This window comes from Methylobacterium sp. FF17 (genome assembly GCF_025813715.1).
Taxonomy (GTDB): Bacteria; Pseudomonadota; Alphaproteobacteria; order Rhizobiales; family Beijerinckiaceae; genus Methylobacterium; species Methylobacterium flocculans.
Genome location: NZ_CP107532.1, coordinates 2252495 through 2275101, shown reverse-complemented (window position 1 = coordinate 2275101; position 22607 = coordinate 2252495). Strand labels below are relative to the sequence as shown.

The window sequence follows — 22607 nt, the reverse complement described above, 5'->3', positions numbered from 1 at the left end:
GATCCTACCGTCTCCCGGCCGAGCGATCCATCGCGAAGAGGGGAGACGGCGCGGGTCTGAACGGTCGCGGGAGCCCAGGGGATGAGCCCCGCCCGCACACTCTGGCGGTTTCAGGCCGCACGAACCGTCGCCAGGAAACGGTCCACTTCGGCGTTGAGGTGCTCCGATTGCCGCGACAGTTCCGAGGCCGCGCCGAGCACCTGGCTCGCTGCGGCGCCGGTCTCTTCGGCCGCTCCCGCCACGCCCGAGATGTTGCTCGTGACCTCGCTCGTCCCCGTCGCGGCCTGAGCCACGTTGCGGACGATCTCCTGGGTGGCCGCCCCTTGTTGCTCGACGGCGGCCGCGATCGTCGTCGCCACACCGCTGATGTCCTGGATACGCGCGGTGATGCTTCCGATCGATGAGACGGCGCGGGCGGTGGAGCCCTGGATCTGGCTGATGTGCCCCCCGATCTCCTGCGTGGCCCGGGCGGTCTGGTTGGCGAGTTCCTTGACCTCCGCGGCGACCACGGCGAAGCCGCGTCCGGCTTCGCCGGCGCGCGCCGCCTCGATGGTGGCGTTGAGCGCCAGGAGGTTGGTCTGGCCGGCGATCGAGGTGATCATCGCGACCACGTCGTCGATGCGGGCGACCGCCGTGCTCAGCTGCTGCACCAACTCAGCCGTCTCGGCCGCTTCCTGGACGGCGCCGTGCGCCATCGTGGCCGACGTGCTCACCTGGCGGCCGATCTCCTGCACGGAGGAGCCGAGTTCCTCGGCGGCCGCCGCGACGGTGTTGACGTTGCAAGCGGCTTCTTCAGCGGCCGCCGCAACGCTGGCGGTCTGGTTGGCGGTCTGGGTCGCGGTTCCGGCCATGCTCTGGGCCGTGGCCTGCAGCTCGGTGGCCGAGCTCGTCACCATGCTGATGATGCCGCCCACCGCGTCCTCGAAGCTGTCGGCCATGGCCCGCATCGCGGCCTTGCGCTGCGTCTCGGCACCCGCCCGCGCCAGCACGGTCTCCTCTTCCAGCCCCTTCATCCGGATCAGGCTGTCCTTGAACACCTGCACGGCGTCCGCGATGGTGCCGATCTCGGTGCGGGCGCCCTGATGCGGGATGGTCACGGAGAGGTCGCCCCCGGCTAGTGCCTGCATGGGTTGCACGACGGCGCCGATGCCCTGCGTGATGCCGCGAATGATGAGGATCGCGGAGATCGCCGACAGGGCGACCGCGAAGCCCATGGCAGCTAGGTCCCACGTGCGGGTGTCCTCGAAGACGGCCTTGCTGCGGGCCTGCGCCTCTGCAGCCCCGTCGTTGTTCATGGCAATGAGCTTATCGAGGGCCGCAGAGGCCGCACGGCGCGGGACGATACCCTTCTGCTCATAAAGCTCGTAGGCCTGGGTTTTCTGACCGGCGCGCGAGAGTTCGAGAATGGATTGGCGTACCGTTTCGAAGTTCCCGGCTTCACGCGTGAACGTCTCGTAGAGCGTGCGCTCCTCCGGAGAGGCAATCATCGGTTCGTAGGTCGTCTTCTTCGCCGCGAGCGTTTGACCGAAGCGACCCATGTCCTTCTCGATGCTGGCGACGAGCGCCGGATCGGTGGCCTGTGTGTGCCGGAGGACGAGGGCGCTCGTCCGTGCGGTCAGCGTATCGATCTCGCCGAGAACACGCATGCTCGGCAGCCAGTTGGTCTCGATGTTGAGAGCCTGGTCCCGCATCCGCTGTGTTCCGATGAGGCCCAGCAGGCCTAATCCGAGGGCGAGGAGCGTCAGGATCGAGAAAGCCGCGACGAGCCTTGCGCGGATGGATAGGTTTCGCGTCGACACGATGAGTCCTCAGTCCGGTCATGCAAGCAGATAGAGCCGGCGTCGGACTGAAGATCGCAGAAAAACGTTAAGCGGACTTCGCTGGCATGCAAAATTTCTTTTGCTGCGTCGCGTACAACTACAGGGTACATCGAGCGGATATTCGCCAAATCGCCCCAGGCAGCGCGCGCGAACGGTCCAACGCGTTGCTCGGATTGATGCCTCCTGCGAAGCCGGCCGATGGCCAGATCCCGGTTAGAAGCCGTGCTGCGTCCGCGCTTCTCCCGGGGCGAAAAAGGTCAGGAAGTTGCCGATCAACGGCCCGGCCTTCTCTTTGGACCACAGAGCATAGACGTCGGCGTGGATCGGTTTCCCCTTAAGGGGCTTGTAGACCACATCCGCATGCGCCAGCCGGGCAACGAATTCCGGAATGATGGCGATCCCGAGCCCCGCCGCGACGAGGCTCGTCAACGACGCGGCCTCCACGACCTGATGCGTGATGGTCGGGACGAACCCGGCACCGACGCAGCAATCCCACAGGTATTTGGCGAACAGCGAATCGGAGAGCCGCAGGAACACGAACCGTTCCTGGCTCAGATCGGCGAGGTCGATCGCCGCCATTCGCGACAGGCGATGGCCTTTCGGCAAAACGAGGGTGACGGTCTCGCACCAGGCACGTTCGCTGACGAGATCGAGATCCTGTGGTGGGCTGCGCAGGAAGCTGATGTCGGTCTGTCCGGCCTTCAGCATCGAGATCTGGCGATCCGGCGACATCTCGTGGATGCGCAGATCGACACCCGGATAGGTGATCGAGAAGTTCCGGATGGCACTTCCGAGAGGTCCGGCCAGCATCGATCCCGTCAGGCCGACATTCACGATCCCGGCCGCACCGGCGCCGATGGCGCGCGCCCGCGCGACGGCCTCGCCGGACTTTTCCAGGATGTCGAGCGCCTGCGCCAGGAAGTCGACCCCCGCCCGCGTCAACGACACCCGACGCGTCGTCCGTTCGAACAACGCAGTCCCGACCTTAATCTCGAGATCGCGGATCTGCTGGCTCAGTGGGGGTTGGGCGACACCGAGGCTCTCGGCGGCCGCGGTGAAGCTGAGATGCCGGGCGACAGCCACGAAATAGCGGAGATGTCGGAGTTCCATAGACCAACTAATATCGAAAACGTCTCAAACGAGATATATGAAATATTTGACGTCTAGATTGTCACGCAACATGGTGCCACCGCGTGTTGAAGGCATGCGACGACCTGCAGGATAACGCCGCCCCTGCGCGGCGCCTGCGGCGCGGGTCCTGCCCGCGGTGAACCGGCTGATCCCGGCACGGAACGGCGCAACGACGGACGGGTGTGTGATGAAGCGGTTCTTCGGTTCGTTGTTCGGGCAGGTGGTCGCCGCCCTCGTCCTCGGCATCGTCGTGGGCATGCTCTGGCCGAACGTGGCGGTGATGCTGAAGCCGCTGGGCGACGGGTTCATCAAGCTCATCAAGATGGCGATCGCGCCGCTCGTCTTCGGCGTCGTCGTCCATGGCATCGTCGGCGCCGGCGATCTGCGAAAGGTCGGTCGCGTCGGCCTCAAGTCCCTGATCTACTTCGAGGCGGTCACGACCCTCGCCCTCGTGCTCGGTCTGGTTCTGGCCTACGTCTTCGCACCGGGCCACGGCATGAACGTCGACGTGGCGAGCTTGGACGCGAAATCGATCGCCGGCTACACCGACCGGGTCGGTCAGGTCACCGGGACGGTCGACTTCCTGATGAAGCTCATCCCGACCACGCTGGTGGACGCCTTCGCCAAGGGTGAAATCCTTCAGGTCCTCATCATCGCGATCCTGTTCGGCGCCGGTCTCTCGCTCCTGGGCGAGAGCGGCAAGCCCCTGGCCGACAGCATCGGGCGCATCACCGAGGTCCTGTTCAAGATCATCGGCTTCATCGTCAGGCTCGCGCCGCTCGGCGTCCTCGGCGCCGTCGCCTTCACGGTGGGCAAGTACGGCGTCGGCTCGCTGAAGCAGCTCGGCATGCTGGTGGTGCTTTTCTACGCGGGCGTCGCGTTCTTCGTCTTCGTGGTGCTCGGCGGCATCCTGAGGCTGGCCGGCTTCAGCATCTTCAAGCTGCTCGCCTACCTGCGCGAGGAATTGACCGTCGTGGCCGGCACCGCCTCCTCGGACTGCGTGCTGCCGCAGGTCATGCGCAAGCTGGAGCGGCTCGGCATCAAGGACTCGACCGTCGGCCTCGTGATCCCGACCGGATACTCGTTCAACCTCGATGCCTTCTCGCTGTACCTGACCCTCGCCACGGTCTTCATCGCCCAGGCCACCAACACGGATCTCTCCTTCGGGCACCTGATGCTGATCCTCGGCATCGCGCTCCTGACCTCGAAGGGCGCGCACGGCGTGCCCGGCTCGGCCATCGTCGTGCTGGCCGCCACCCTGTCGGCCGTCCCCGAAATCCCGGTGATCGGCCTCGTGCTGGTGCTGTCGATCGATTGGTTCGTCGGCATCGCCCGTGCCCTCGGCAACCTGATCGGCAACTGCGTGGCGACGGTGGTGATCGCGACCTGGGAAGGCGACATCGATCACGCGCAGGCTCGGCGCGTCCTCGATGGCGAGGTCACGACGGATACGGCCGCGATCCTCGAAGGGCCGATCGCGGCACCGCGCTCCGCCTGACGGGGGCGCTTCGCCACACGGACCGGCATCTGGCCCGAAACCTGCCCCCGAACTCTGCACTCGAAACCTGACCGATGCGGTTCCGCGGCTGCCCCGCCCGGGTTCCGCGGTACAAGCCGGATCACCGGAGACGCTCGATGACCTCATCGCCCTACAACCCGCCCTGCGGCGGCCTGCCGCCCCAGACCGCGCTGATGACCGGCCGAGCCGTGTTCACCGAGGCCTATGCGGTCATCCCCAGGGGCGTGATGAGCGACATCGTCACCTCCGTGCTGCCGTTCTGGGAAGGCACGCAGGCCTGGATGCTGGCGCGGCCCCTCTCGGGCTTCTCCGAGACCTTCGCGCAATCCCTGATGGCGGTCGCGCCCGGCGGCGGCAGCGACCGGCCGGAGCCCGATCCGGAGGCGGAGGGCGTGCTGTTCGTGGTGGAGGGACAGGTCCGCCTCGTCCTCGACGGTCGGGCGCACGACCTCGTCCCCGGCAGCTACGCCTATCTGCCGCCGGGCACCGCCTGGAGCCTTCGCAACGACGGGACGGGCCCCGCCCGCTTCCACTGGATCCGCAAGGCCTACGCGCGGGTGCCGGGCATCGAGCTGCCGCCGGCCTTCGTCACCCATGAATCCGCGGTCACGCCGACGCCGATGCCCGGCACCGACGGAGCCTGGGCCACGACCCGCTTCGTCGCCTCCGACGACGTGCGCCACGACATGCACGTCAACATCGTCGCCATGCGCCCGGGCGCCTCGATCCCGTTCGAGGAGACGCATGTGATGGAGCACGGCCTGTTCGTGCTGGAGGGCAAGGCGGTCTACCGGCTCAACCGCGACTGGGTCGAGGTGGAGGCCGGCGACTTCATGTGGCTGCGCGCCTACTGCCCGCAGGCCTGCTACGCCGGCGGCCCCGGCCCCTTCCGCTACCTGCTCTACAAGGACGTCAATCGGCACGCCGCGCTCGCGCCGTTCCGGGCCGCCCGATGAGCGAGCGCCTGATCGTCGCCGAGCCGCTGACGCCGGAGGCCTTCGCCCCGTTCGGCACGGTGATCGACAAGGACGCCGTCGCGCCGCGCCCGATGAATGCCGGCAAAGCCCGCCGCTTTCACGACCTCGCGCAGGTGCGGGTGGCGGGCGAGGACGGGCACGTGGTGATCGGCTACGTCGAGGCCGAGCCCTATGGCCTGCCCCTCGCGGTGAGCCTCGTGGAGCGCCATCCGCTGGGCGCGCAGGCCTTCCTGCCCCTGAACGCCGCGCCGTTCCTCGTGGTGGTCTGCCCCGACGCGGACGGCCGCCCCGGCCGGCCGCGCGCCTTCGTCACCGCACCGGGGCAGGGAATCTGCTACGCGATCGGGACGTGGCACGGCGTGCTGACCCCGTTCGGCGCCCCCCAGGACTTCCTCGTGGTCGATCGCGGAGGCCCCGGCACGAATCTGGAGGAATTCACGTTCGAGACGCCCTGGTCGATACGGATACGACAGCCGGGGTGATGCCTTTCGCTCGGGTGCTGGAGGGCTCGACGCACGGGCCAGACGGCATCGTCCGCCCTAGGTAGATCTTCGCGGGGCCTCGGTGTCTCGCGGCTCTCGGTGAGACGGTGGTCCTGCCGTTGCTTGGGCGGCTCCCGTGCAGCGCGCGACCGCGCGTTTTGTCCTCGGACCGGTTGATCGCCATCGGCGGTTGGCATGAGCACCCCAGATGGTATTCCGCCGCACGCCTTCCTGGAATGGATTGAAGATGGATCGAATGGATATCGGCGGCCTCGCGGTCGCCCGCGTGCTCTACGACTTCGTTGCCGACGAGGCGCTGCCCGGCACCGGCATTTCGCCCGAGGTGTTCTGGGGCGGCCTCGGTGCGATCGTGCGCGACCTGACGCCGAGGAACCGGGCCCTGCTCGCCAAGCGCGATGCGTTCCAGGGGCAGCTCGACGCCTGGCACCGGGAGCGCGCCGGCAAGCCGTACGATCCCGCGGCCTACAAGGCGTACCTGCGGGAGATCGGGTATCTCCTGCCCGATCCGGGCCCGGTGGCGGTGCGGACGGAGAACGTCGATGACGAGATCGCCCGCATCGCCGGGCCGCAGCTCGTCGTGCCGGTCTCGAACGCCCGCTACGCCCTCAATGCCGCCAATGCCCGCTGGGGCTCGCTCTACGATGCCCTCTACGGCACCGACGTGATCTCGGAGGAAGGCGGCGCGATCCGCAGCGGCGGCTACAACCGCACCCGCGGCGCCCGGGTCGTCACCCGCGCCCGCAGCTATCTCGATCGCTTCGTGCCTCTGGCCGGTGGCCGCCATGCCGACGTGGTCACTTATGCGGTGGAGCACGGGGGGCTGGTCGGCAACATGAACACCGGCGAGACCGTGCCGCTCGCGCGACCGGACCTGTTCGTGGGCTACCGCGGCCGGGCCAGCATGCCCGCCTCCCTGCTCCTGCGGCACAACGGGCTGCACGTCGAGGTCGTCCTCGACCGGACGCATCGGATCGGCCGCTTCGATGCGTCCGGCGTCGCCGACATCCTGCTGGAATCGGCTGTCTCGACGATCATGGATCTCGAGGATTCCGTGGCGACCGTCGATGCCGAGGACAAGGTCGTCGTCTACCGCAACTGGCTCGGCCTGATGAAGGGCACTCTGACGGCCTCGGTCGAGAAGGACGGCCGCACGCTGGAACGGCGCCTCAACCCCGACCGGCACTACATCGCGCCGAACGGCGGCGAGGTGGTGGTGCCGGGCCGCTCCCTGATGCTGGTGCGGAATGTCGGCCACCACATGGACACCGACGCGGTGCTCGATGCCGAGGGGCGGGAGATCCCCGAAGGGATGCTCGACGCCGCCGTGACCGCGATGATCGCGATCCACGATCTCAAGGGCGATTCCGGCCTGCGCAACAGCCGCAAGGGCTCGGTCTACATCGTCAAGCCGAAGATGCACGGGCCCGAGGAAGTCGCCTTCGCGGTCGAGCTGTTCGGGCGCGTCGAAGCCATGCTGGGCCTCGAGGCGAACACCCTCAAGATGGGCATCATGGACGAGGAGCGCCGCACCACGGTCAACCTCGCCGCCTGCATCGCGGCCGCGGCGGAGCGGGTCGTGTTCATCAACACCGGCTTCCTCGACCGCACCGGGGACGAGATCCACACCGCGATGGAGGCGGGCCCGGTCATCCGCAAGAACGACATGAAGGCGACGCCCTGGATCAAGGGCTACGAGGAGAACAACGTCGATGTCGGTCTGGATTGCGGGCTGCTCGACCGGGCGCAGATCGGCAAGGGCATGTGGGCGGCCCCCGACGCCATGGCCGACATGCTGATGCAGAAGGGCGCGCACCCGAAGGCCGGTGCGAGCACCGCCTGGGTGCCGTCGCCGACCGCCGCGACCCTGCACGCGCTGCACTACCACGAGACCGACGTGCGGGCGCGTCAGGCGGAACTCGCCCGCCGGCCGCGCTCGGCCCTCGACGAGATCCTCGAGATTCCCCTGGCCCGCTCGAACTTCGCCCCCGACGACGTGGCCCAGGAGATCGACAACAACGTCCAGGGGATCCTCGGCTACGTCGTCCGCTGGGTCGACCAGGGCGTGGGCTGCTCCAAGGTGCCGGACATCCACGATGTCGGGCTGATGGAGGATCGGGCCACCTTACGGATCTCGTCCCAGCACATCGCGAACTGGCTGCACCACGGCGTGGTCAGCGAGGAGCAGGTGATGACGGCGCTCAAGCGCATGGCGAAGGTGGTCGACCGCCAGAACGCCGGCGATCCGCTCTACCGGGCCATGGCTCCCGACTTCGACGGTCCGGCCTTCCAGGCGGCCTGCGATCTCGTCTTCAAGGGCCGCACGCAGCCGAACGGGTACACGGAATGGATCCTGACCGAGCGCCGCCGGGCGGCCAAGGCGGCCCGGTAGATCGGCGTTGGCTCGACGCGAACTCTGTTGACGCGTAGCTCCACCGCGCCTGCTGCGATCATCGGCAGGAGGCGCTCGGTTTCGCTGAACGGCGACGGGGCGGCACCATCCGGATGCCTCCCCGTGGTGAATCCCGCAATGCGGTCTCCGCTGCTTCCAACGACGGGTCGGAATGGCTCCCCGAACAGGCCCTCCCCCGCCGGGACGAGGCCGAGCCCGAAGGCCGCAGCCAGTACCGGCGGGCGAACCCTGGGGTCATGCGATCCGCGCGATCGCCACCCCGCGAAGCTCGCCAGACTCATTCCGGTCCGACAGTCGAGCCCGGCCCGAGGCAACGACCCGTCCCGCCCTCCCCCTCGCCGCCGGCATCGCGTTCGGCACCGAAACCGGTCGCGACCTTGCCGGGGATCGCGTGGGAACGGTCAAACAGGGGTCGCCGTTTCTAGCGGCTCACGCCGCTCGCCCCCTGGTTCAGATTGGCGGTGAACGGGACAGAATTCCGGGCTGCTCGGGTCCTGCCCGAACGATGGATTTTTCAACAGGGCATGACCCTGATGGTCCAGTCGCGCCTAAGGCAAATAGATAGCCTGCATTAATCTGCCGTTCAGATAAGCAATTTGCTTCGATAGGCAGCATTTTATTGGGAACGGTCTTTCCTGGGTCTCCGTTTGTTGCTCCGTACAGACCCACACTCTTGGAGAAACCCCATGTTGAAGCACCTTCGCGTTGCCGCCCTTGCAACCACCTTCGTCCTCGGCGGCGCGGCCCTGGCCGTCGCGCAGTCTTCGTCCACCGTCGGAACCGGCGGTTCCTCCGCGGGCGGCGGCACCAGTTCCTCGACGGTCGGTACGGGGGGCTCGTCGGCCGGTTCCGGTAGCGGCTCGGGCACGTCCTCGACGCTCGGTACCGGTGGCTCGTCGGCGGGTGGCGGCAAGAGCTCCTCCACCGTCGGCACGGGTGGCTCGTCCGCTGGAGCGGGAACCGGCTCGGGTTCGACCGCCGGGACCGGCGGCGCGTCTGCCGGCAAGTCCGGAAGCGCCGCTGGCCACGACAAGAGCGGTCCGGGCAACTCCGAGAACGCGCCGGGCCACAACAAGCGCTGAGCCCATACGGGCCTCAACTTCGGGCGCGCTCCCCTGGAGCCGCGCCCGTCCCGCTCCCGAGGAGATTGCACCATGGCGCGCCTGATCCTGCCGCTTCTCGGCGGCGCCCTCGTGATCGCCGGGTTGGCCACGAGCCACGCACAAACCAGCACGGTCACCGCAGGCCCGAACGGCGTCTCGGGGGGGACGACGGTCCCCACCGGGTCGAACGGCAAGCCCTGCAGGGTCGTCCATTCCGATGACGCGAAAAACACGGGCGCGCTGTCGAGTTCGGTCACGGCCGGTCCGGAGGGTGTGAAGAGTTCCACCACCGGCGGACCGTCGGTGACCAGCCGATCCAGTGCTGGCACGACGAGCAACTCGGCTTCGAGTTCGAGCTCCAGCAATGGGACCACGACGACCACCACGAGCGATGGCGACTGCGTGGTCACCGTTCCCAGGGACAAGAGGTGAGGCAGACATGACGAAGAGACTTTTCGCGTTCGCCGCCATCGGGCTGCTGCTTGCACCCGCCTTCGCCGAGGCCCAGACCCGCGGCAGCGCGACCGGCGGAAGTGCCGGTTCCGCCGCCGTCGGTGGTACCTCCGCTTCCACGGTCGGAACCGGCGGCACCTCGACGGGTGCGAACGGCACGACGGGTTCCTCGCTCGCGACGGGTGGAAGCGCCGCTGGCGGCAAGACCATGGACCGTTCGCACGTCAACGAGACCGGCAACGGCGGCCTGAACGGTCAGGCCAAGGCGATGGCCCATGACGGCGGCACCTTCTCGAAGTCGCAGACCAAGACCAAGGTTCGCGACGGTGAAAGCGTCGAGTCCCGCACCAAGACGATGTCGCATGAGCCCGGCTCGAAGCCGGTGAAGTCGACGACCACCACCGGCTCGACGGTCGGCCAGTAAGCGTTCGCGGAACGTCGGATCTCGGCGAAGGAGCCTGCAAGGCTGTCCAACGGCCCGTTGGGGCCGCCCCGCATACGGGCGGCCCCTGACTGACAGCGGTTTCGGAGCGAGAACCAGGCGGCCGCCCTCCGCGCCTCGGTGGGACGAAGTGATCGCAGCCGGCGAACGTCCATGTCGAGGCGGAGACTTTCCCGGTGGGCGGCGGGAATGGCTCTCCGCGCGATACTTTCGCTCGATACGCCATCCTGAGCGCAACGCATGTCGACCGCCTGTCCCAGCACCTTGCCGACAAACCGTCCTAGGGGGTGGGGGTGACTCGGTTCGAGGAGTGGTCGTGGACCCATCGCGACCGCGGCGCGACAGATGTCTCCTCACGGACCGCCTTCAAAGGACGGGAGGTCACGAATTCGGTTCAGAGCCCGGCCGCTCGACGACCGAACGGGGTGGCTTTCCGTTGGCGCTATGCGGTTGCGCGCTGCGCCGAGCCGCTCGTCTCCCTGACGGCAGCCCACTGCCGTATGAGCCCCGGGACGCTCGAGCCGATGATCGGTCTCGCGTACAGGTAGCCTTGCGCGTAGTCGCAGCCCATCCGGATCAGTTGCTCGGCTTGCCCCTCGGTCTCAATGCCTTCCGCCGTGACCTGCAGTCCCAGGCTGTGACCGAGACCGATGACGGCAGCCACGATCGCCGCATCATCTCGATCTTTCTCCATGTTGCGTACGAACGTTTGATCGACCTTAATGTGGCCGACCGGGAACTGCTTAAGGTGCGTCAGGGAAGCATAGCCCGTTCCGAAATCATCGAGCGTCACCAGAACACCGGCGTCGCTGAGACGCTGGAGGGTCTGCGGCACGCAATGGGACCCTTGGCCGAGAAAGACGGTCTCGGTGATCTCGAACTCGAACAACGAGGCGGGAACTTGGGTCCTGTCGAGAAGAGCGAGGACATGACCCGCCAGATCCGGCTTCTGGAACTCGGCGGAGGCGAAATTCACCGCGACGCGCCCGAAGTCGAGTCCAGTCCGGTGCCAGTCGCGCATGTCGACGGCAATCTGCTGAAGTAGGCAATCGCCCAGGGCTGTGGCGAGCTCGGGGTCTTCGAACGCCAACCCGAAGTAACCCGGTGTCACGAGGCCTTTCGTCGGGTGCTGCCAGCGCGCCAGCGCCTCGAAACCCACCAGCCTGTCCGTCCTGAGGCAGACCTTCGGCTGATAGAACGGTACGAACTCGCCGGCATTGATCCCCGCGCGAACTTCCTCGATGATCCCCAGCCGCCGTTCCGTTTCCGCCCGCATATCCGGGCTGAACAGGACGGCGCGGTGACGGCCGGTCGCCTTGGCCCGGTACAGCGCGATATCCGCATCCTTCAGGAGTTCGCGGCCATCCCGATGATGGTCGGGAAAGGCCGCGATGCCGATACTTGCGCCGCAGGTGAGGGCGCGGCCTCGATGCGTAAACGGCGCGTCAAGTCGGTTCAACAAGTCCGCCGCGAACCCTTTGGCGTGTTCGAGCGTCGATGGGTCGGTCAGGAGAAGCGCGAACTCGTCGCCTCCGAGGCGGGCCACCGTATCCTGAGGACGCAGCCCGACCTGGAGACGGTGAGCGACTTCGATGAGCACCGCGTCGCCGACATCGTGGCTGACCATCTCGTTGACGTCTTTGAAGCCATCGAGGTCGATCAACAGGAGGCTGACGCAGGTGTTGTCCTGCTCCGCGCGGTTCAGCGCATCCTCGAACTGCTGGAGGAAGAAGCTGCGGTTGGCGAGACCCGTCAGAGCATCATGATGGGCCGCAGACCAGGCATGCTCCTCAGCCGACTTCCGGTCCGTGATGTCGAAGGTGATCCCGACGATCCGGTCCTCGGTAATGCGCTCGGCGCGCATGATGAGCCACATCAGCGGGCCGGCCGGATGATGAAACCGGAACTCGACCGAATGCGCCGTTCCGCCATAGGCCACGAAGTTCTCGACCTCGGCACGGTCGGCCTGGTGGACCTGGTCGATCAGCAGGGAGATGGATCCGGAGCCGATACCGAGGAGCGACATCGAATTCGAGGAGCGGGTCGCCACGCCGGTTTGCAGGTTGCGTTCCCACGCGACCATCCGGCCCGCCTGAAGGGCCAGGCGCAGGAGTTCCTCGCTGCTCCGCAGGGCGGAGCTGGCCTCGTTCTGCTTGCTGACATCATGCATCGCACCGACCATGCGGACGGCGCGCCCGGCGGCATCCCGGATGATGAAGCCGCGATCGACCACTTCCGCGTAGGTGTCGTCGCTTCGCAGGAAGCGGTACGCGTCCGTCCAACGGGTCTCCTGCCCCTGGATCGTCGCTTGGATGGAGGCGAGGACGCGCGCCCGGTCATCCGGATGGATCCGGCTGGTCCACCATCCACCCCCTTGGTCGACCCCGGACGTCTCCCGACCGAAGAAATGCGTGGCGGCCTCGTTCCACTCGGTCTCGTCGCTCGCCAGATCCCAGTCCCAGATCGCGTCCTGCGTCGCGAGCACGGCCAAGCGATGGCGCTCTTCCTGGATGCGCAAGGCGATCGTCGCCTGACGGGTCTCGTGGACGTCCGTCGCGACACCCACCCACTCGACGAGGCGTCCGAACTGGTCCTTCAGCGGAACGGCACGCGCGAGGATCCAGCGGTAACCGCCATCGGCGTGGCGTGCCCGGTACTCGACCACGCCCACCGCCTCCGACGCCGTAATCCTGCGCCACGCGGTCAGGGCGTGCTCGCGGTCGTCGGGATGCACGACGTCGAGCCAGCCATCGCCCTCGGCGGAGGCCTGGCATTGACCCGTCTGCTGTTTCCAGCCCCCGCTGTCGATGATGCGGCCATCCGGGTGGGCCCGCCAGACGGTCGAGGCACTCGCATCGATCAGCGCTTCGTAGCGCTTGAGGATCCGTCGCATCTCGCCGTCGTCCTCCGCACCGGGGAGGCTTTCGTATGACCCGGGGGGCGTTGCCGGCGCCGTCCGACCGGATTGCGCGTCTTCGACGATCCCTCTCGCAACCTCCACCCGATTGCGGCCCCGTCGTTTGGCTTCGTACAAGGATCTGTCCGCCGCCTCGAACCAGTGCTGCGTCGTCAGATCGGGATAGTGCGCGGTGTGCACGACGCCGCAGCTGACGGTGACGACGCCGTGATCCTGGCCGGCATGCGGAATGCTCTCGGCGGCGACGGCCTGGCGAACGCGATCGGCGCATGCGAGGGCCTCCGCCTCGGTCGTCCCCGAAAGGATCAGGGCGAACTCCTCGCCGCCGATCCGGCACGCGTGGTCCGAGGCCCCCCGGACTTCGTGCTGCAGGATGCGCGCGATGACCCTCAGCACGCGATCGCCGGCGAGGTGGCCATAGAGATCGTTGTAGCGCTTGAACCGATCCGTATCGAACAGCAGCAGAGCCGTTGTCGGACAATCGGTCTCCGACCGTACGCGGCTCAACTCCTCATCGAAGAGGCGGCGGTTCGCCAATCCCGTGAGCGCGTCGGTCGTCGCGAGGTGCAGCAGTTCCAGGCGCGCGGCCTCCGCGGCCTGCTCGGCCTCCATCCGGCGACGAAGCTCACGCAGCAGTGAGATCGACAGAACGCCCGTGCCGCCGCACATGAGGCTCAAGGCGAGAACGAGGGCAAGCGCCTTCGTGCGCCACGCGGCGGCAATCGAGTCGAGGCTGACGGCAACGTTGATGCGAAGCGGCCAACGCCCGACACGCCGGAACGTATAGAGGCGGTCGACGCCGTCCATGGCCGAGGACGCGGTGAGCTGGCCCGACTCATCCCGAATGAAGCGCTGAACGCTCGGAACCGATGACATATCACGCCCCGGCACGAGGGAATCGGCCGGCGTGCGGACGAGCAGGACCCCGTCTTCGTGGAAGAGGTTGATCGCGGCATCCGATTCGGTGTTGAGGCGCTGAAAGATCTCCGTGAAGTAGGCGACTTCGATGGTCCCGATGACGACGCCCGCAAATGATCCATCGGCATATTCGACGCGGCGGCTCAGAGGGACGACGAACCTGCCGCTCACGTTGGACTTCATCGGCCGGCCGATATGGAGCCCGAGATCCGACCGGTCCCGATGGGCCTGAAAGTACTTCCGGTCTGACGCATTCAGCTGCCTCGGCGTCACCGAGCCGGACTCGATATAGGCTTGTCCATGTTGGTCGAGGATGAAGATCGAGCCAAAGCCGGGCGCCGAGGCAGACCGGTCGAAAAGCGCGAGCCGCCGGACCTCGGGGGAAACGCCTTCCAACGCGGGGGATCGCAGACGCTCGACGACCGCCTGGAGCGAGAGGTCATAGAGTTCGAGGTCCCGATCCAGCGTCCGTTCCGCGCTGCGCAGCAGACTCTCCGATTTGAGTGTCGCCTGGCTCCAGGCATGCGCGCGCATGTTGAGGATCACGGCGCCAGTCATGGTGCAGAGAACCAGCACGACCGCTACGCCGAACCCAGTCACCACACGGGTCAGGTGAATGGTGCGCCCAGATTGCAGCTTGTGCGAGCGGGTCAACAAAGTACCGGTCCAGAAAGCGGTCAGCTTGAGACCGAGTCATGCTGGCGAAGTGCTAACATTCAGTGTAGTTTTTAAGGGTACGTTAGTGTACTTGACCTGACGTTCTCGCCGATGAACCCGCTGATTGCGAGGATCAGCTAGAGCGATTTCGGTGTGGACTGAATCGGATGGCTGGGATCCACGCGCAGCCATGGTGCTGAATCAGCGCGCGTTCCGGACGAAGAGCGAAACAATGGTCGACTCCGCAGCGCGGATCTCCGCGAACGCGTGGCCGACGCAGCCGGAATGACATGGCGTCGGCAGGCAGCCGTCCGCTTCGGGGTCGGTGTCGCCACGACGATCCGCTGGAGGGCTGCGCTCACGACGACGGGGACGGTGGCGACGCGCCCTCAGGGGTGGGCACGCCGGTCGAAGCTCAATCCTTCGAGGTCGTCCTGTGCAGCCTGATTGCCGAGAGGGGTGACATCATGCTCGAGGAGATGCGCGCCCGCCTGCGCTCGGGCATGCCGCACGCCCACGTGTGGACGCCCCTTTGGGTGCGAGCAGAACCTCTGAACAGGTGCTGCGCATGATCGGGTACGCCAACTTCTTCGCCGCGGCTGGAAGAGAGGCAGATCTACCGAAAAGTCTCCAATCCATCACCCTGAATAACAATGATCAAAAATCACCACACTTACTGATTTTTTATTGTAAAATCTCTTTGTAATTACTGCGTCAGTTGCGTATCGGCGGAGCTCGGGCCAACGCCATTGGGGACCGGTACGTCCGTCGAGCCATAGCGGGCATTCAGGATCAGGTCGGGTCCGTCATAGAGGTTGATCATGCGCGCGATGATCACCGTGTAGGCGGAATGGTCCGCAACGGGCTTCTTGGCATCGATGATGAGGCGGCCAACAGGCAGATAGATCGTCCCGAGCAAGGTCCGCGCGTTATCGCTGATGATCCGGTACTCGCGTCGTGCGATGAATCCGCCGGGCGCCGGCTTGGCTTTGCCTTTTCCACCGAGGGGCAGGAGCGACAGGAGGTCGGGCGGACTCAGACGGTCCTCGAAGAACAGCAGGCCGGACATCGGACCGTCCTTCGGCGCGGTGAGGCTGATGGTGCTCTTCTCGTCGAAGAGCAAGCCACCGCGGACGCCGGTGAAGTAGAAGGCCGTGTTCACCCCCGTCAAACTCGCGTTCTTGTCGACGACGAGCGGACCGTCCTTGATGATGTAGATACCGGACTGAAGGGTGACCTGCGCGCCCTTGGTGATGTGAAGCCCGCCACAATAGGTGCCCGGCTCCAGCGTGACGTTCCCGCTGACGACGTTCAAACCGTAGGCGGGATCGTCGATGCCTTCGATGAGCTTCTTCGGATCGACGAAGAATCCGAGGTGGATGCAGGATCCTGGGATCGGTCCCCGCTTGTCGATCAGCGGATCACGCAGGGGCGGGCAATTCTTGGCCGGCGGCGGCGTGAAGATGGTGCTCGACCCCGTGTAGCCGCCGGCCGTGCAGATGGAGAGCGCCTTGGCCACGGCGGCGTTGTCGCCCTGGATGCCGGCCGGGCTCAGCGAGTTCGAATAGAGCGAGCAATCCGAGGCGGTGATCCGCGCGGCGCTCTCCAGGTGGAAGGCGCCTGCGCTGAGCGGATCGAGCGCCAGCAGGCAGAGGCGGGTGGTTCCGGTGAGCTTTGCCGTCGAGCGGACGGAGATGTCTATGCTCGGCATGTTGAGGAGCTTGCCGAACGTCAGCGGCACCGTCTCGGCCACGCTCACCTCCACGCCGGAATGGTTGCCGAGCACCCGGGCCGTCACCTGCGGGGTGCCTCCGCCCGCGTTGCGCGCCTGCGCCTGCACCATCGATGTCGCGACGCTGATCGCGGCCGCATCGTCGGCATTGGCGAGCTTGAACTGATTGACGCCCGCTATGCTCGCGCTGTCGGCGGCACGCTGGAGCTCGGTCCGGCGCTTGACGAGGCTGGCATACTCGATCGCCGCCGCGCTCAACCCCATCAGGATCGGCGTCAGCAGGGCGAAGAGGACGAGAACGCCACCGCCCTGGTTCCGTTGAAGACGCCGCCCCGCGGCAAGCCAATGACGAATACCCATCCGGCCTTTGTGGCAGGAGAGTCTGTCCGGACCTTCACCTAAGCCATATCGGTTTCGCGATCCCCAACTTTAGAATCGTTATGGTTATGGACCCGTTGGCGGCTGTCGGATTCCGTGTGCCCGCCGTCGACGGCTCCGGTCGGCCCCGAGGCGGGGAGGCCGGCGAGGAAGGCCGCCACGCAGGCGGGATCGAAGTGGGTGCCCGCATGGGCGCGAAGGTGGGCGACGGCATCCGCCTGCGACCAGGCCGTCTTGTACGGGCGGTCGGAGGTCAGCGCGTCGTAGACGTCGGCGACGGCGACGATGCGGCCGGAGAGGGGAATGGCTTCGCCGCGCAGACCCTTCGGGTAGCCGCCTCCGTCCCAGCGCTCGTGGTGGGTCGCGGCGATCTCGGCCGCGAGCCGGATCAGGGCCGAGTCGCTCCCCTCCAGGATGCGCCGGCCGCGATCGGCATGCTCCTCCATCTCACGGCGCTCCTCCTCCGAGAGCCTACCGGGCTTCAGCAGGATCTTGTCGGGAACGCTGATCTTGCCGACATCGTGCATGGTGGAGGCGAGACTGAGCCGCTCGGCCTCATCGGGGGAAAGCCCCAGTCCCTCGGCGATCTGGCCGACATACCCGGCGACGCGTCCCACGTGGTTGCCGGTCTCGGTGTCGCGATGCTCGGCCGCCTTCATCAGCATCATGATGATCTCGCGCTCGCGCGCGACGATGAGGGCGGTGGCGGCCTTGACCTCGCGGTCGAGCCAGGCCGCGCGGTCGACCTGCTCCAGGCGGCTCCGGTTCAGGGCGAAGAGGTTCCCGACGCGCGCCCGGACCTCGACGGGATCGAAGGGTTTGCCGAGGAAGTCCGTGGCGCCTGCCGCCAGCGCCTCCCGGCGCAGGCTGCGCTGGTCGAGGCTCGTCACCATGACGATGGGCACGTGCGCGAAGCCCGGCACAGCCCGGGCACTGCGGATGAACTCGATCCCGTTCATGCCCGGCATCTCGAAATCCGTGACCGCGACGCCGATCGCCTCGGCGTTCGCACGCACGAAGGCCAAGGCGTCGGCGGGGGCGGTGAACTCGCGGATCTCGCAGCCGGGCAGATCGCGGATCGCCTCGGCCATCAGCATGTTGTTCAGCGGGGCATCATCGAGGATGAGCACAAACATCGCGGCCACTTCCGGTTGGGACGTCGGCAGGATTCAGGAAGATTGAGTGTCAGAGCGCGCGCTGCCGCCGCTCGCGTGCCTCGTCGTCCGACGCCGGCCCGAGCCCCAGGCGCGTAGCGACCTCGGCCGCCGTGCGTGCAACCAGGGGCGCGAGACTTTCGATCATCGCCGGTCTCGGGAGGCGTGCCTCGGTCCGGGCCGCGTCCTCGATGTCTCCGAGGACCCGCGCGAGCGCGCGACCACCGATGTTGAGACTCATCGAGCGCAGGCCGTGTGCCGCCCGGGCGACCTCGTCGGCCGTCGTGGCCATCCGCAGCGCATCGAGGGCCACCGGCGCGTTCTCCCGGTAGAGGCCGAGGATACGCGCGGCGAAGCCGGAGCCGGCCTGTTGCGCCATCTCGGCGAGGCCGTCGACCACGTCCCCGTCGAGGAGATCGGCGTCGGACGCCGTGTCGGGGGACGGGAGAGGCTCGGAGCCGGTTCCAGGCGCGGCCGCGACGGTCCCGGGTTCAGGGGTCAGGAACCGCAGCAGCATGTCCGCGAGGCCCGCGAGGGTGAAGGGCTTCGTCAGGGTTCCATTCATGCCCGCCATGCGCCAGGCCTCCGCCGCGGAGCCCACCACGTGTGCCGTCAGGGCGACGATGGGGAGGGGTGCCGCGCCGCGTTCCGTCTCCTCGGCCCGGATCGCCGCGGCTGCCGCGTAGCCGTCGAGGACGGGCATGCTGCCATCCATGAGCACGAGATCGAACCCGCCGGTGCGGCAGGCGAGGACAGCCGCCTGTCCATCCTCCACCTGGGTGATCGCCGTAATGCCGCAGCGCGCGAGCGCGGCGCTGGCGACCTCGCGGTTGACGGCGGAGTCATCCGCCACGAGCACCCGCGCGGACGGGAACTGCGGCAGCGCAGGCGCGTCCAGGGCCGGTCCATGGCCGACGAAGTCCGTCCCCTGCGCCAGCGCGTCGAGCGCTCGCGACCATTCCGCCTGAACGATCGGCCAAGTCAGGAGCGCATCGGCCCATCCCGCCCGCAGGATCGTGGCGGCGGCGGGCTCGCCGAAGCGGGCCAGGGCCAGGACGCGGCCCGCCGTGCCGGGACGGCGTCCGAGAGCCTCGATCGTCCCCGCGTCGGCGATCCAGTGCGCGCCGGGCGCTTCGCGGCCCTCCAGACCGACGGGGAGGAATCCGCGCGCCGCGAGACCTTCGCGCAGGGTGTCCCCGGTGGCCGGCCCCTGGGTCGCCACGACGACGTGGGACGCGACGGCCGCACTCCGCGCGAGCCCCATGCGCTGCGAAGGACCGGCGGCGTCCAGGGGCAGTTCGGTCCAGAAGGTCGAGCCTTCGCCCGGGCGGCTGTCCACGCCGATCCGTCCCCCCATCGCGATCACGAGGCGATGGGCGATCGACAGCCCGAGCCCGGTGCCACCGAAGCGGCGCGTGGTCGTCTGGTCCGCCTGCGAGAAGGCCGAGAAGATGCTGTCGATCGTGTCGGCCGCGATCCCGATCCCGGTATCCTGAACGCTCAGCCGCAGGGTGCCGGCCTGGCCGCGCTCGAGGCGCACGCGCACCGAGCCGGTCTCGGTGAACTTCAGGGCGTTGTTGACGAAGTTGCCCAGGATCTGGCCGAGGCGCACCGGGTCGCCCTGAATGGCGGCCGGAACGTCCGGGGTCACCGTCGCGGAGAGGTCGAGGCCGCGCGCGCGCGCCTTCTCGGCGAACAACGCGACCACGGTGTCGACGACCTCGGCCGGGTCGAGGGCGATGCGCTCGAGTTCGAGCTTGCCGGCCTCGACCTTCGCGAAGTCCAGGATGTCGTTGATGATGGCCAGCAGGCTCTGCCCCGACCGGGCGATGACCTCGGCGTGCCGCTTCTGACGCTCCGGCAAGTCCGCTTCCGCGAGGAGTTCGGCCATGACCAGCATGCCGTTCAGCGGCGTGCGGATCTCGTGGCTCATGGTGGCGAGGAAGGTGGATTTCGCGTGATTGGCCGCCTCCGCCGCATCCTTGGCCTCGTGCAGGTCGATGGTGCGCTCCGCCACCTCGGCCTCCAATCGCTCCATGTGCCGTGCCAGCCGGGCGTCGCGCTCGCGCAACGCGGACAGGAGGGCGTTGAAGGAGCGGGCAAGGCTTCCGACCTCGTCGTCGCGGACGATCCGGGCCGTCTGGGCGTAATCCTGGTCCTCGCGCACCCGGTCCATGGTCTGGGCCAGCGCGGCGATCGGCTGGGTCATCGCACGCTGAAGGGCATAGGACAGGCCGAGGCCGAGGGCGAGCGCGACGAGCCAGCTCAGACCGGAGATCCGGAGGAAGTCTAGGACCCGGTCGAGGAGATCGGTGGTATCGGCGACGAGGACGAGGGTGCCGACCCGACGCCCCCCTTCCAGGATGGGCACCTGCACCTGCGCCGTATGGCTGAACAGGAGGGCGAAGGGCGATCCGGCCTCGCCGAGGTCGAGGTCGCTCGCAAGCCGGATGGCGAGGCCCCGGTCGGCCAGGACGGAACCGTCGGGACGCTCGATCCCGGCATAGACGAGGTCCGAGCGCCGTCCGATGGCGTTGAGGGCGCGGGCGGCCGCGGCGGCGTCTCCGGCATCGACGGATCGCGCGCTCGCGGCCGCGAAGATCTCCGCCACGGTGCTCAGCGACTCGCGCTTGGTCTGCGCGTATCGATTCACTTCCTGCCAGAGCGAGAAGGCCGTCGCCACCGTGAGGGCCAGGACCACGGAGCCGAAGACCGCCAGGGCGAGCCGGGTGGCGAGCGAGCGGGCAAGGCGCACACGGGGCTCCCTGCGACCTTGCACGGGATGGAAAGTGACGCTTGGATCGCTCATCGCCGCGCAGCATAGCGGCAGATCGTTGGAAGCCCCTTAACTGTCCGGCGGCCTCGAAAGGCATTCGCTGCCGGGCTGTCGTTCCAGCCCCCTGTGTTGGCACAAAATTAAGCGGACGCTTGTACCGAACGTACTCGGCGATTGCTGAAGCCGATTGAGCTCGGTTGTCCTTGTTACGGTCTGCTTCCCTCGAACGGCGTGTGCGAGCTTAGAATGCAAGCTCGGATTGTTGCGGGTCGACTCCCGTCGTTGACGGACGGGGTGCAGCCTCACTCGCTCCTGAATCCGGGTCGCCGTCGCCTGATCCAGGCGGCAGGACGCTTCGAGCGCGATCAGGGCGGGGCGATGGCGGTCGAATTCGCCATGATCCTGTTTCCGCTCTGCATCCTCATCTTTCTCGTGCTGGAAACGGCGCTGATCTACTGGATCGCGTCAGCGCTCGACCATGGCGTCGAGGCGTCCATGCGGCAGTTCTACGTCCAGGCCGAAGCATCGTCGAAGACGTTGGCACAGGCGGTGCGGGGTGAATTGTGCCGCCAGGTGTCGCCTTTCGTGAAGTGCGAGAACCTGAAGGTCGACATCGCGGCTTACCGAAGCTTCGGGAGCATCGACAAGTCGAGCCCGGTCGATGCGTCCACCGGGACGTGGCGGGCAGGTTTCGGCGACCAGCATGGTTGTCTGACGAAGGGCAGCGTCGTGGTGGTTCAGGCTGCGTTGGCGCAGCAGACGTTCCAAGGCTTCGGCATCGTCAAGAGTCCGTTCAAGGACGGCAGTCAGCTGATCCTCGCCACGGCGATCCTGCAACTCGACGGCAACGCGACGCGCCGCACCGATTGCTAACAGCATGATCGGCGCTTTTCCCAGAGTACGTTCGAGGCGCGATTCCGCAGGATGGCGAGGCTGCGCTCGCTTCCAGCGGGCCGAGGACGGCGTCGCCGTTCTCGAATTCGCCCTGATCGCCCCGATCCTGCTGCTGCTGTATTTTGGAACCGTGGAACTGGCCACGGCCATGCGTCAGGCCCGGAAGATCGATCTGCTGTCCCGGACCTTGGGGGACACGTTCTCGCAGCGTAACGCGCCGACCGCGTTGGAGGTCAGCGACATCTTCAAGATGGCTCCGATGGTGATGCTGCCCTTCGACAGCACCACGATCAAGATGACGGTGAGCGCGGTGGGTGTCGTGGGCGACGCGCAGATGGGTCCGTTGCAGATCTGCTCGAGTGCGGCGGCCCCCAGATCACCGATCCGAATGCCCGGCTCCCTCGCGCCGGTCGACGCTGCCGACAGCTTGCAGGTGAAAGGGACCCGTCTCCTCCTTGTCGAGGTTTCCGCCACCTATAAGCCGGTGACGGGATCGGCGTTCCTGCCGAACGGATCCGCGGGGTTCACCATGTCCCGAAAGACCTTGTGGCCGATCCGTTACGGTCGGCGCTTCGCCAGCCAGAGCCCGGAAATCGTCATCGCGAACGGAGCGTCCTGCCCGGTGCGGTGAAATCGACTGTCCCATCGGGCTGACAGCGCAGGACTTGCGAAACGAGGACCGCTTTCTAAGCGGACGATGAGGGTAAATTTCCGCATCTAAACTGAAGGAATCGCCGCTCACGGCCACCGATAGGCTTCAAATACTGATTAGATTGTGGTGTTTTGATTTACAGATAACGATACACAATAAGTTGCCCCCCCG

15 protein-coding genes and 1 pseudogene are annotated in these 22607 nt (G+C 67.1%); 10 read left to right on the top strand and 6 right to left on the bottom strand.

The features are described from left to right. Nucleotides 1-110: 110 nt before the first annotated feature. Both OF380_RS10470 and OF380_RS10465 read right to left on the bottom strand, forming a co-directional pair. Nucleotides 111-1799: a methyl-accepting chemotaxis protein gene (locus OF380_RS10470; RefSeq protein WP_264050691.1), complete on the bottom strand. Its 1689-nt coding sequence runs from the start codon at nucleotides 1797-1799 to the stop codon at nucleotides 111-113. A gap of 234 nt (nucleotides 1800-2033) precedes the next feature. Then, nucleotides 2034-2930 (bottom strand): LysR family transcriptional regulator, encoded by an 897-nt coding sequence (locus OF380_RS10465; RefSeq protein ID WP_264050690.1) that lies wholly within the window; start codon nucleotides 2928-2930, stop codon nucleotides 2034-2036. 208 nt (nucleotides 2931-3138) lie between these two features. Between OF380_RS10465 and OF380_RS10460 the strand changes: the two genes are divergently transcribed. The 7 genes from OF380_RS10460 to OF380_RS10430 all read left to right on the top strand — a co-directional run bounded on the left by OF380_RS10460 (nucleotide 3139) and on the right by OF380_RS10430 (nucleotide 10340). Continuing rightward, nucleotides 3139-4449 carry a dicarboxylate/amino acid:cation symporter gene (locus OF380_RS10460; protein ID WP_264050689.1) on the top strand — a complete coding sequence of 437 codons (1311 nt, stop codon included), beginning with the start codon at nucleotides 3139-3141 and terminating at the stop codon, nucleotides 4447-4449. A 137-nt stretch (nucleotides 4450-4586) separates the two neighbouring features. Next, nucleotides 4587-5426 carry a bifunctional allantoicase/(S)-ureidoglycine aminohydrolase gene (locus tag OF380_RS10455; protein WP_264050688.1) on the top strand — a complete coding sequence of 280 codons (840 nt, stop codon included), beginning with the start codon at nucleotides 4587-4589 and terminating at the stop codon, nucleotides 5424-5426. After that, nucleotides 5423-5929 (top strand): ureidoglycolate lyase, encoded by a 507-nt coding sequence (locus OF380_RS10450; RefSeq protein ID WP_264050687.1) that lies wholly within the window; start codon nucleotides 5423-5425, stop codon nucleotides 5927-5929. Before OF380_RS10455 ends, OF380_RS10450 begins: the two co-directional genes overlap by 4 nt. A 247-nt stretch (nucleotides 5930-6176) precedes the next feature. Further along, nucleotides 6177-8339: a malate synthase G gene (locus OF380_RS10445; RefSeq protein ID WP_264050686.1), complete on the top strand. Its 2163-nt coding sequence runs from the start codon at nucleotides 6177-6179 to the stop codon at nucleotides 8337-8339. A gap of 707 nt (nucleotides 8340-9046) precedes the next feature. Continuing rightward, nucleotides 9047-9442, top strand: a complete 396-nt coding sequence (locus OF380_RS10440; RefSeq protein WP_264050685.1) for a hypothetical protein — start codon at nucleotides 9047-9049, stop codon at nucleotides 9440-9442. 72 nt (nucleotides 9443-9514) lie between these two features. Continuing rightward, entirely contained in the window at nucleotides 9515-9895 is a 381-nt protein-coding gene (locus OF380_RS10435; protein WP_264050684.1) for a glycosyl hydrolase, read from the top strand. Between the two features lie 7 nt (nucleotides 9896-9902). Beyond that, nucleotides 9903-10340: a hypothetical protein gene (locus tag OF380_RS10430; protein ID WP_264050683.1), complete on the top strand. Its 438-nt coding sequence runs from the start codon at nucleotides 9903-9905 to the stop codon at nucleotides 10338-10340. A 460-nt stretch (nucleotides 10341-10800) separates the two neighbouring features. Here OF380_RS10430 and OF380_RS28700 read toward each other — a convergent pair whose 3' ends face one another. Beyond that, a complete protein-coding gene (locus OF380_RS28700) occupies nucleotides 10801-14847 on the bottom strand; it encodes a diguanylate cyclase domain-containing protein (RefSeq protein ID WP_318784595.1) in 4047 nt (1348 codons plus the stop codon). Nucleotides 14848-15135: 288 nt separating this feature from the next. On the opposite strand from OF380_RS28700, the pseudogene OF380_RS10410 reads away from it, so the two are divergent. Continuing rightward, nucleotides 15136-15344 (top strand): annotated as a pseudogene (locus tag OF380_RS10410) (IS630 family transposase); the annotation flags it as partial. A 212-nt stretch (nucleotides 15345-15556) separates the two neighbouring features. Here the strand turns inward: OF380_RS10410 and OF380_RS10405 are convergent. Genes OF380_RS10405 through OF380_RS10395 form a run of 3 tightly spaced genes read right to left on the bottom strand, consistent with a single transcriptional unit; the run spans nucleotide 15557 to nucleotide 20869 of the window. Next, nucleotides 15557-16942: a TadE/TadG family type IV pilus assembly protein gene (locus OF380_RS10405; protein WP_264050682.1), complete on the bottom strand. Its 1386-nt coding sequence runs from the start codon at nucleotides 16940-16942 to the stop codon at nucleotides 15557-15559. 38 nt (nucleotides 16943-16980) lie between these two features. Further along, nucleotides 16981-18096 (bottom strand): HD-GYP domain-containing protein, encoded by a 1116-nt coding sequence (locus tag OF380_RS10400; protein WP_264050681.1) that lies wholly within the window; start codon nucleotides 18094-18096, stop codon nucleotides 16981-16983. Between the two features lie 49 nt (nucleotides 18097-18145). Beyond that, nucleotides 18146-20869, bottom strand: coding sequence for a hybrid sensor histidine kinase/response regulator (locus OF380_RS10395; RefSeq protein ID WP_264050680.1), 2724 nt, complete (start codon nucleotides 20867-20869; stop codon nucleotides 18146-18148). 195 nt (nucleotides 20870-21064) lie between these two features. On the opposite strand from OF380_RS10395, the gene OF380_RS10390 reads away from it, so the two are divergent. Beyond that, nucleotides 21065-21763: a TadE/TadG family type IV pilus assembly protein gene (locus OF380_RS10390; protein WP_264050679.1), complete on the top strand. Its 699-nt coding sequence runs from the start codon at nucleotides 21065-21067 to the stop codon at nucleotides 21761-21763. A gap of 4 nt (nucleotides 21764-21767) precedes the next feature. Then, nucleotides 21768-22415: a TadE/TadG family type IV pilus assembly protein gene (locus OF380_RS10385; protein ID WP_264050678.1), complete on the top strand. Its 648-nt coding sequence runs from the start codon at nucleotides 21768-21770 to the stop codon at nucleotides 22413-22415. Nucleotides 22416-22607 lie beyond the last annotated feature (192 nt).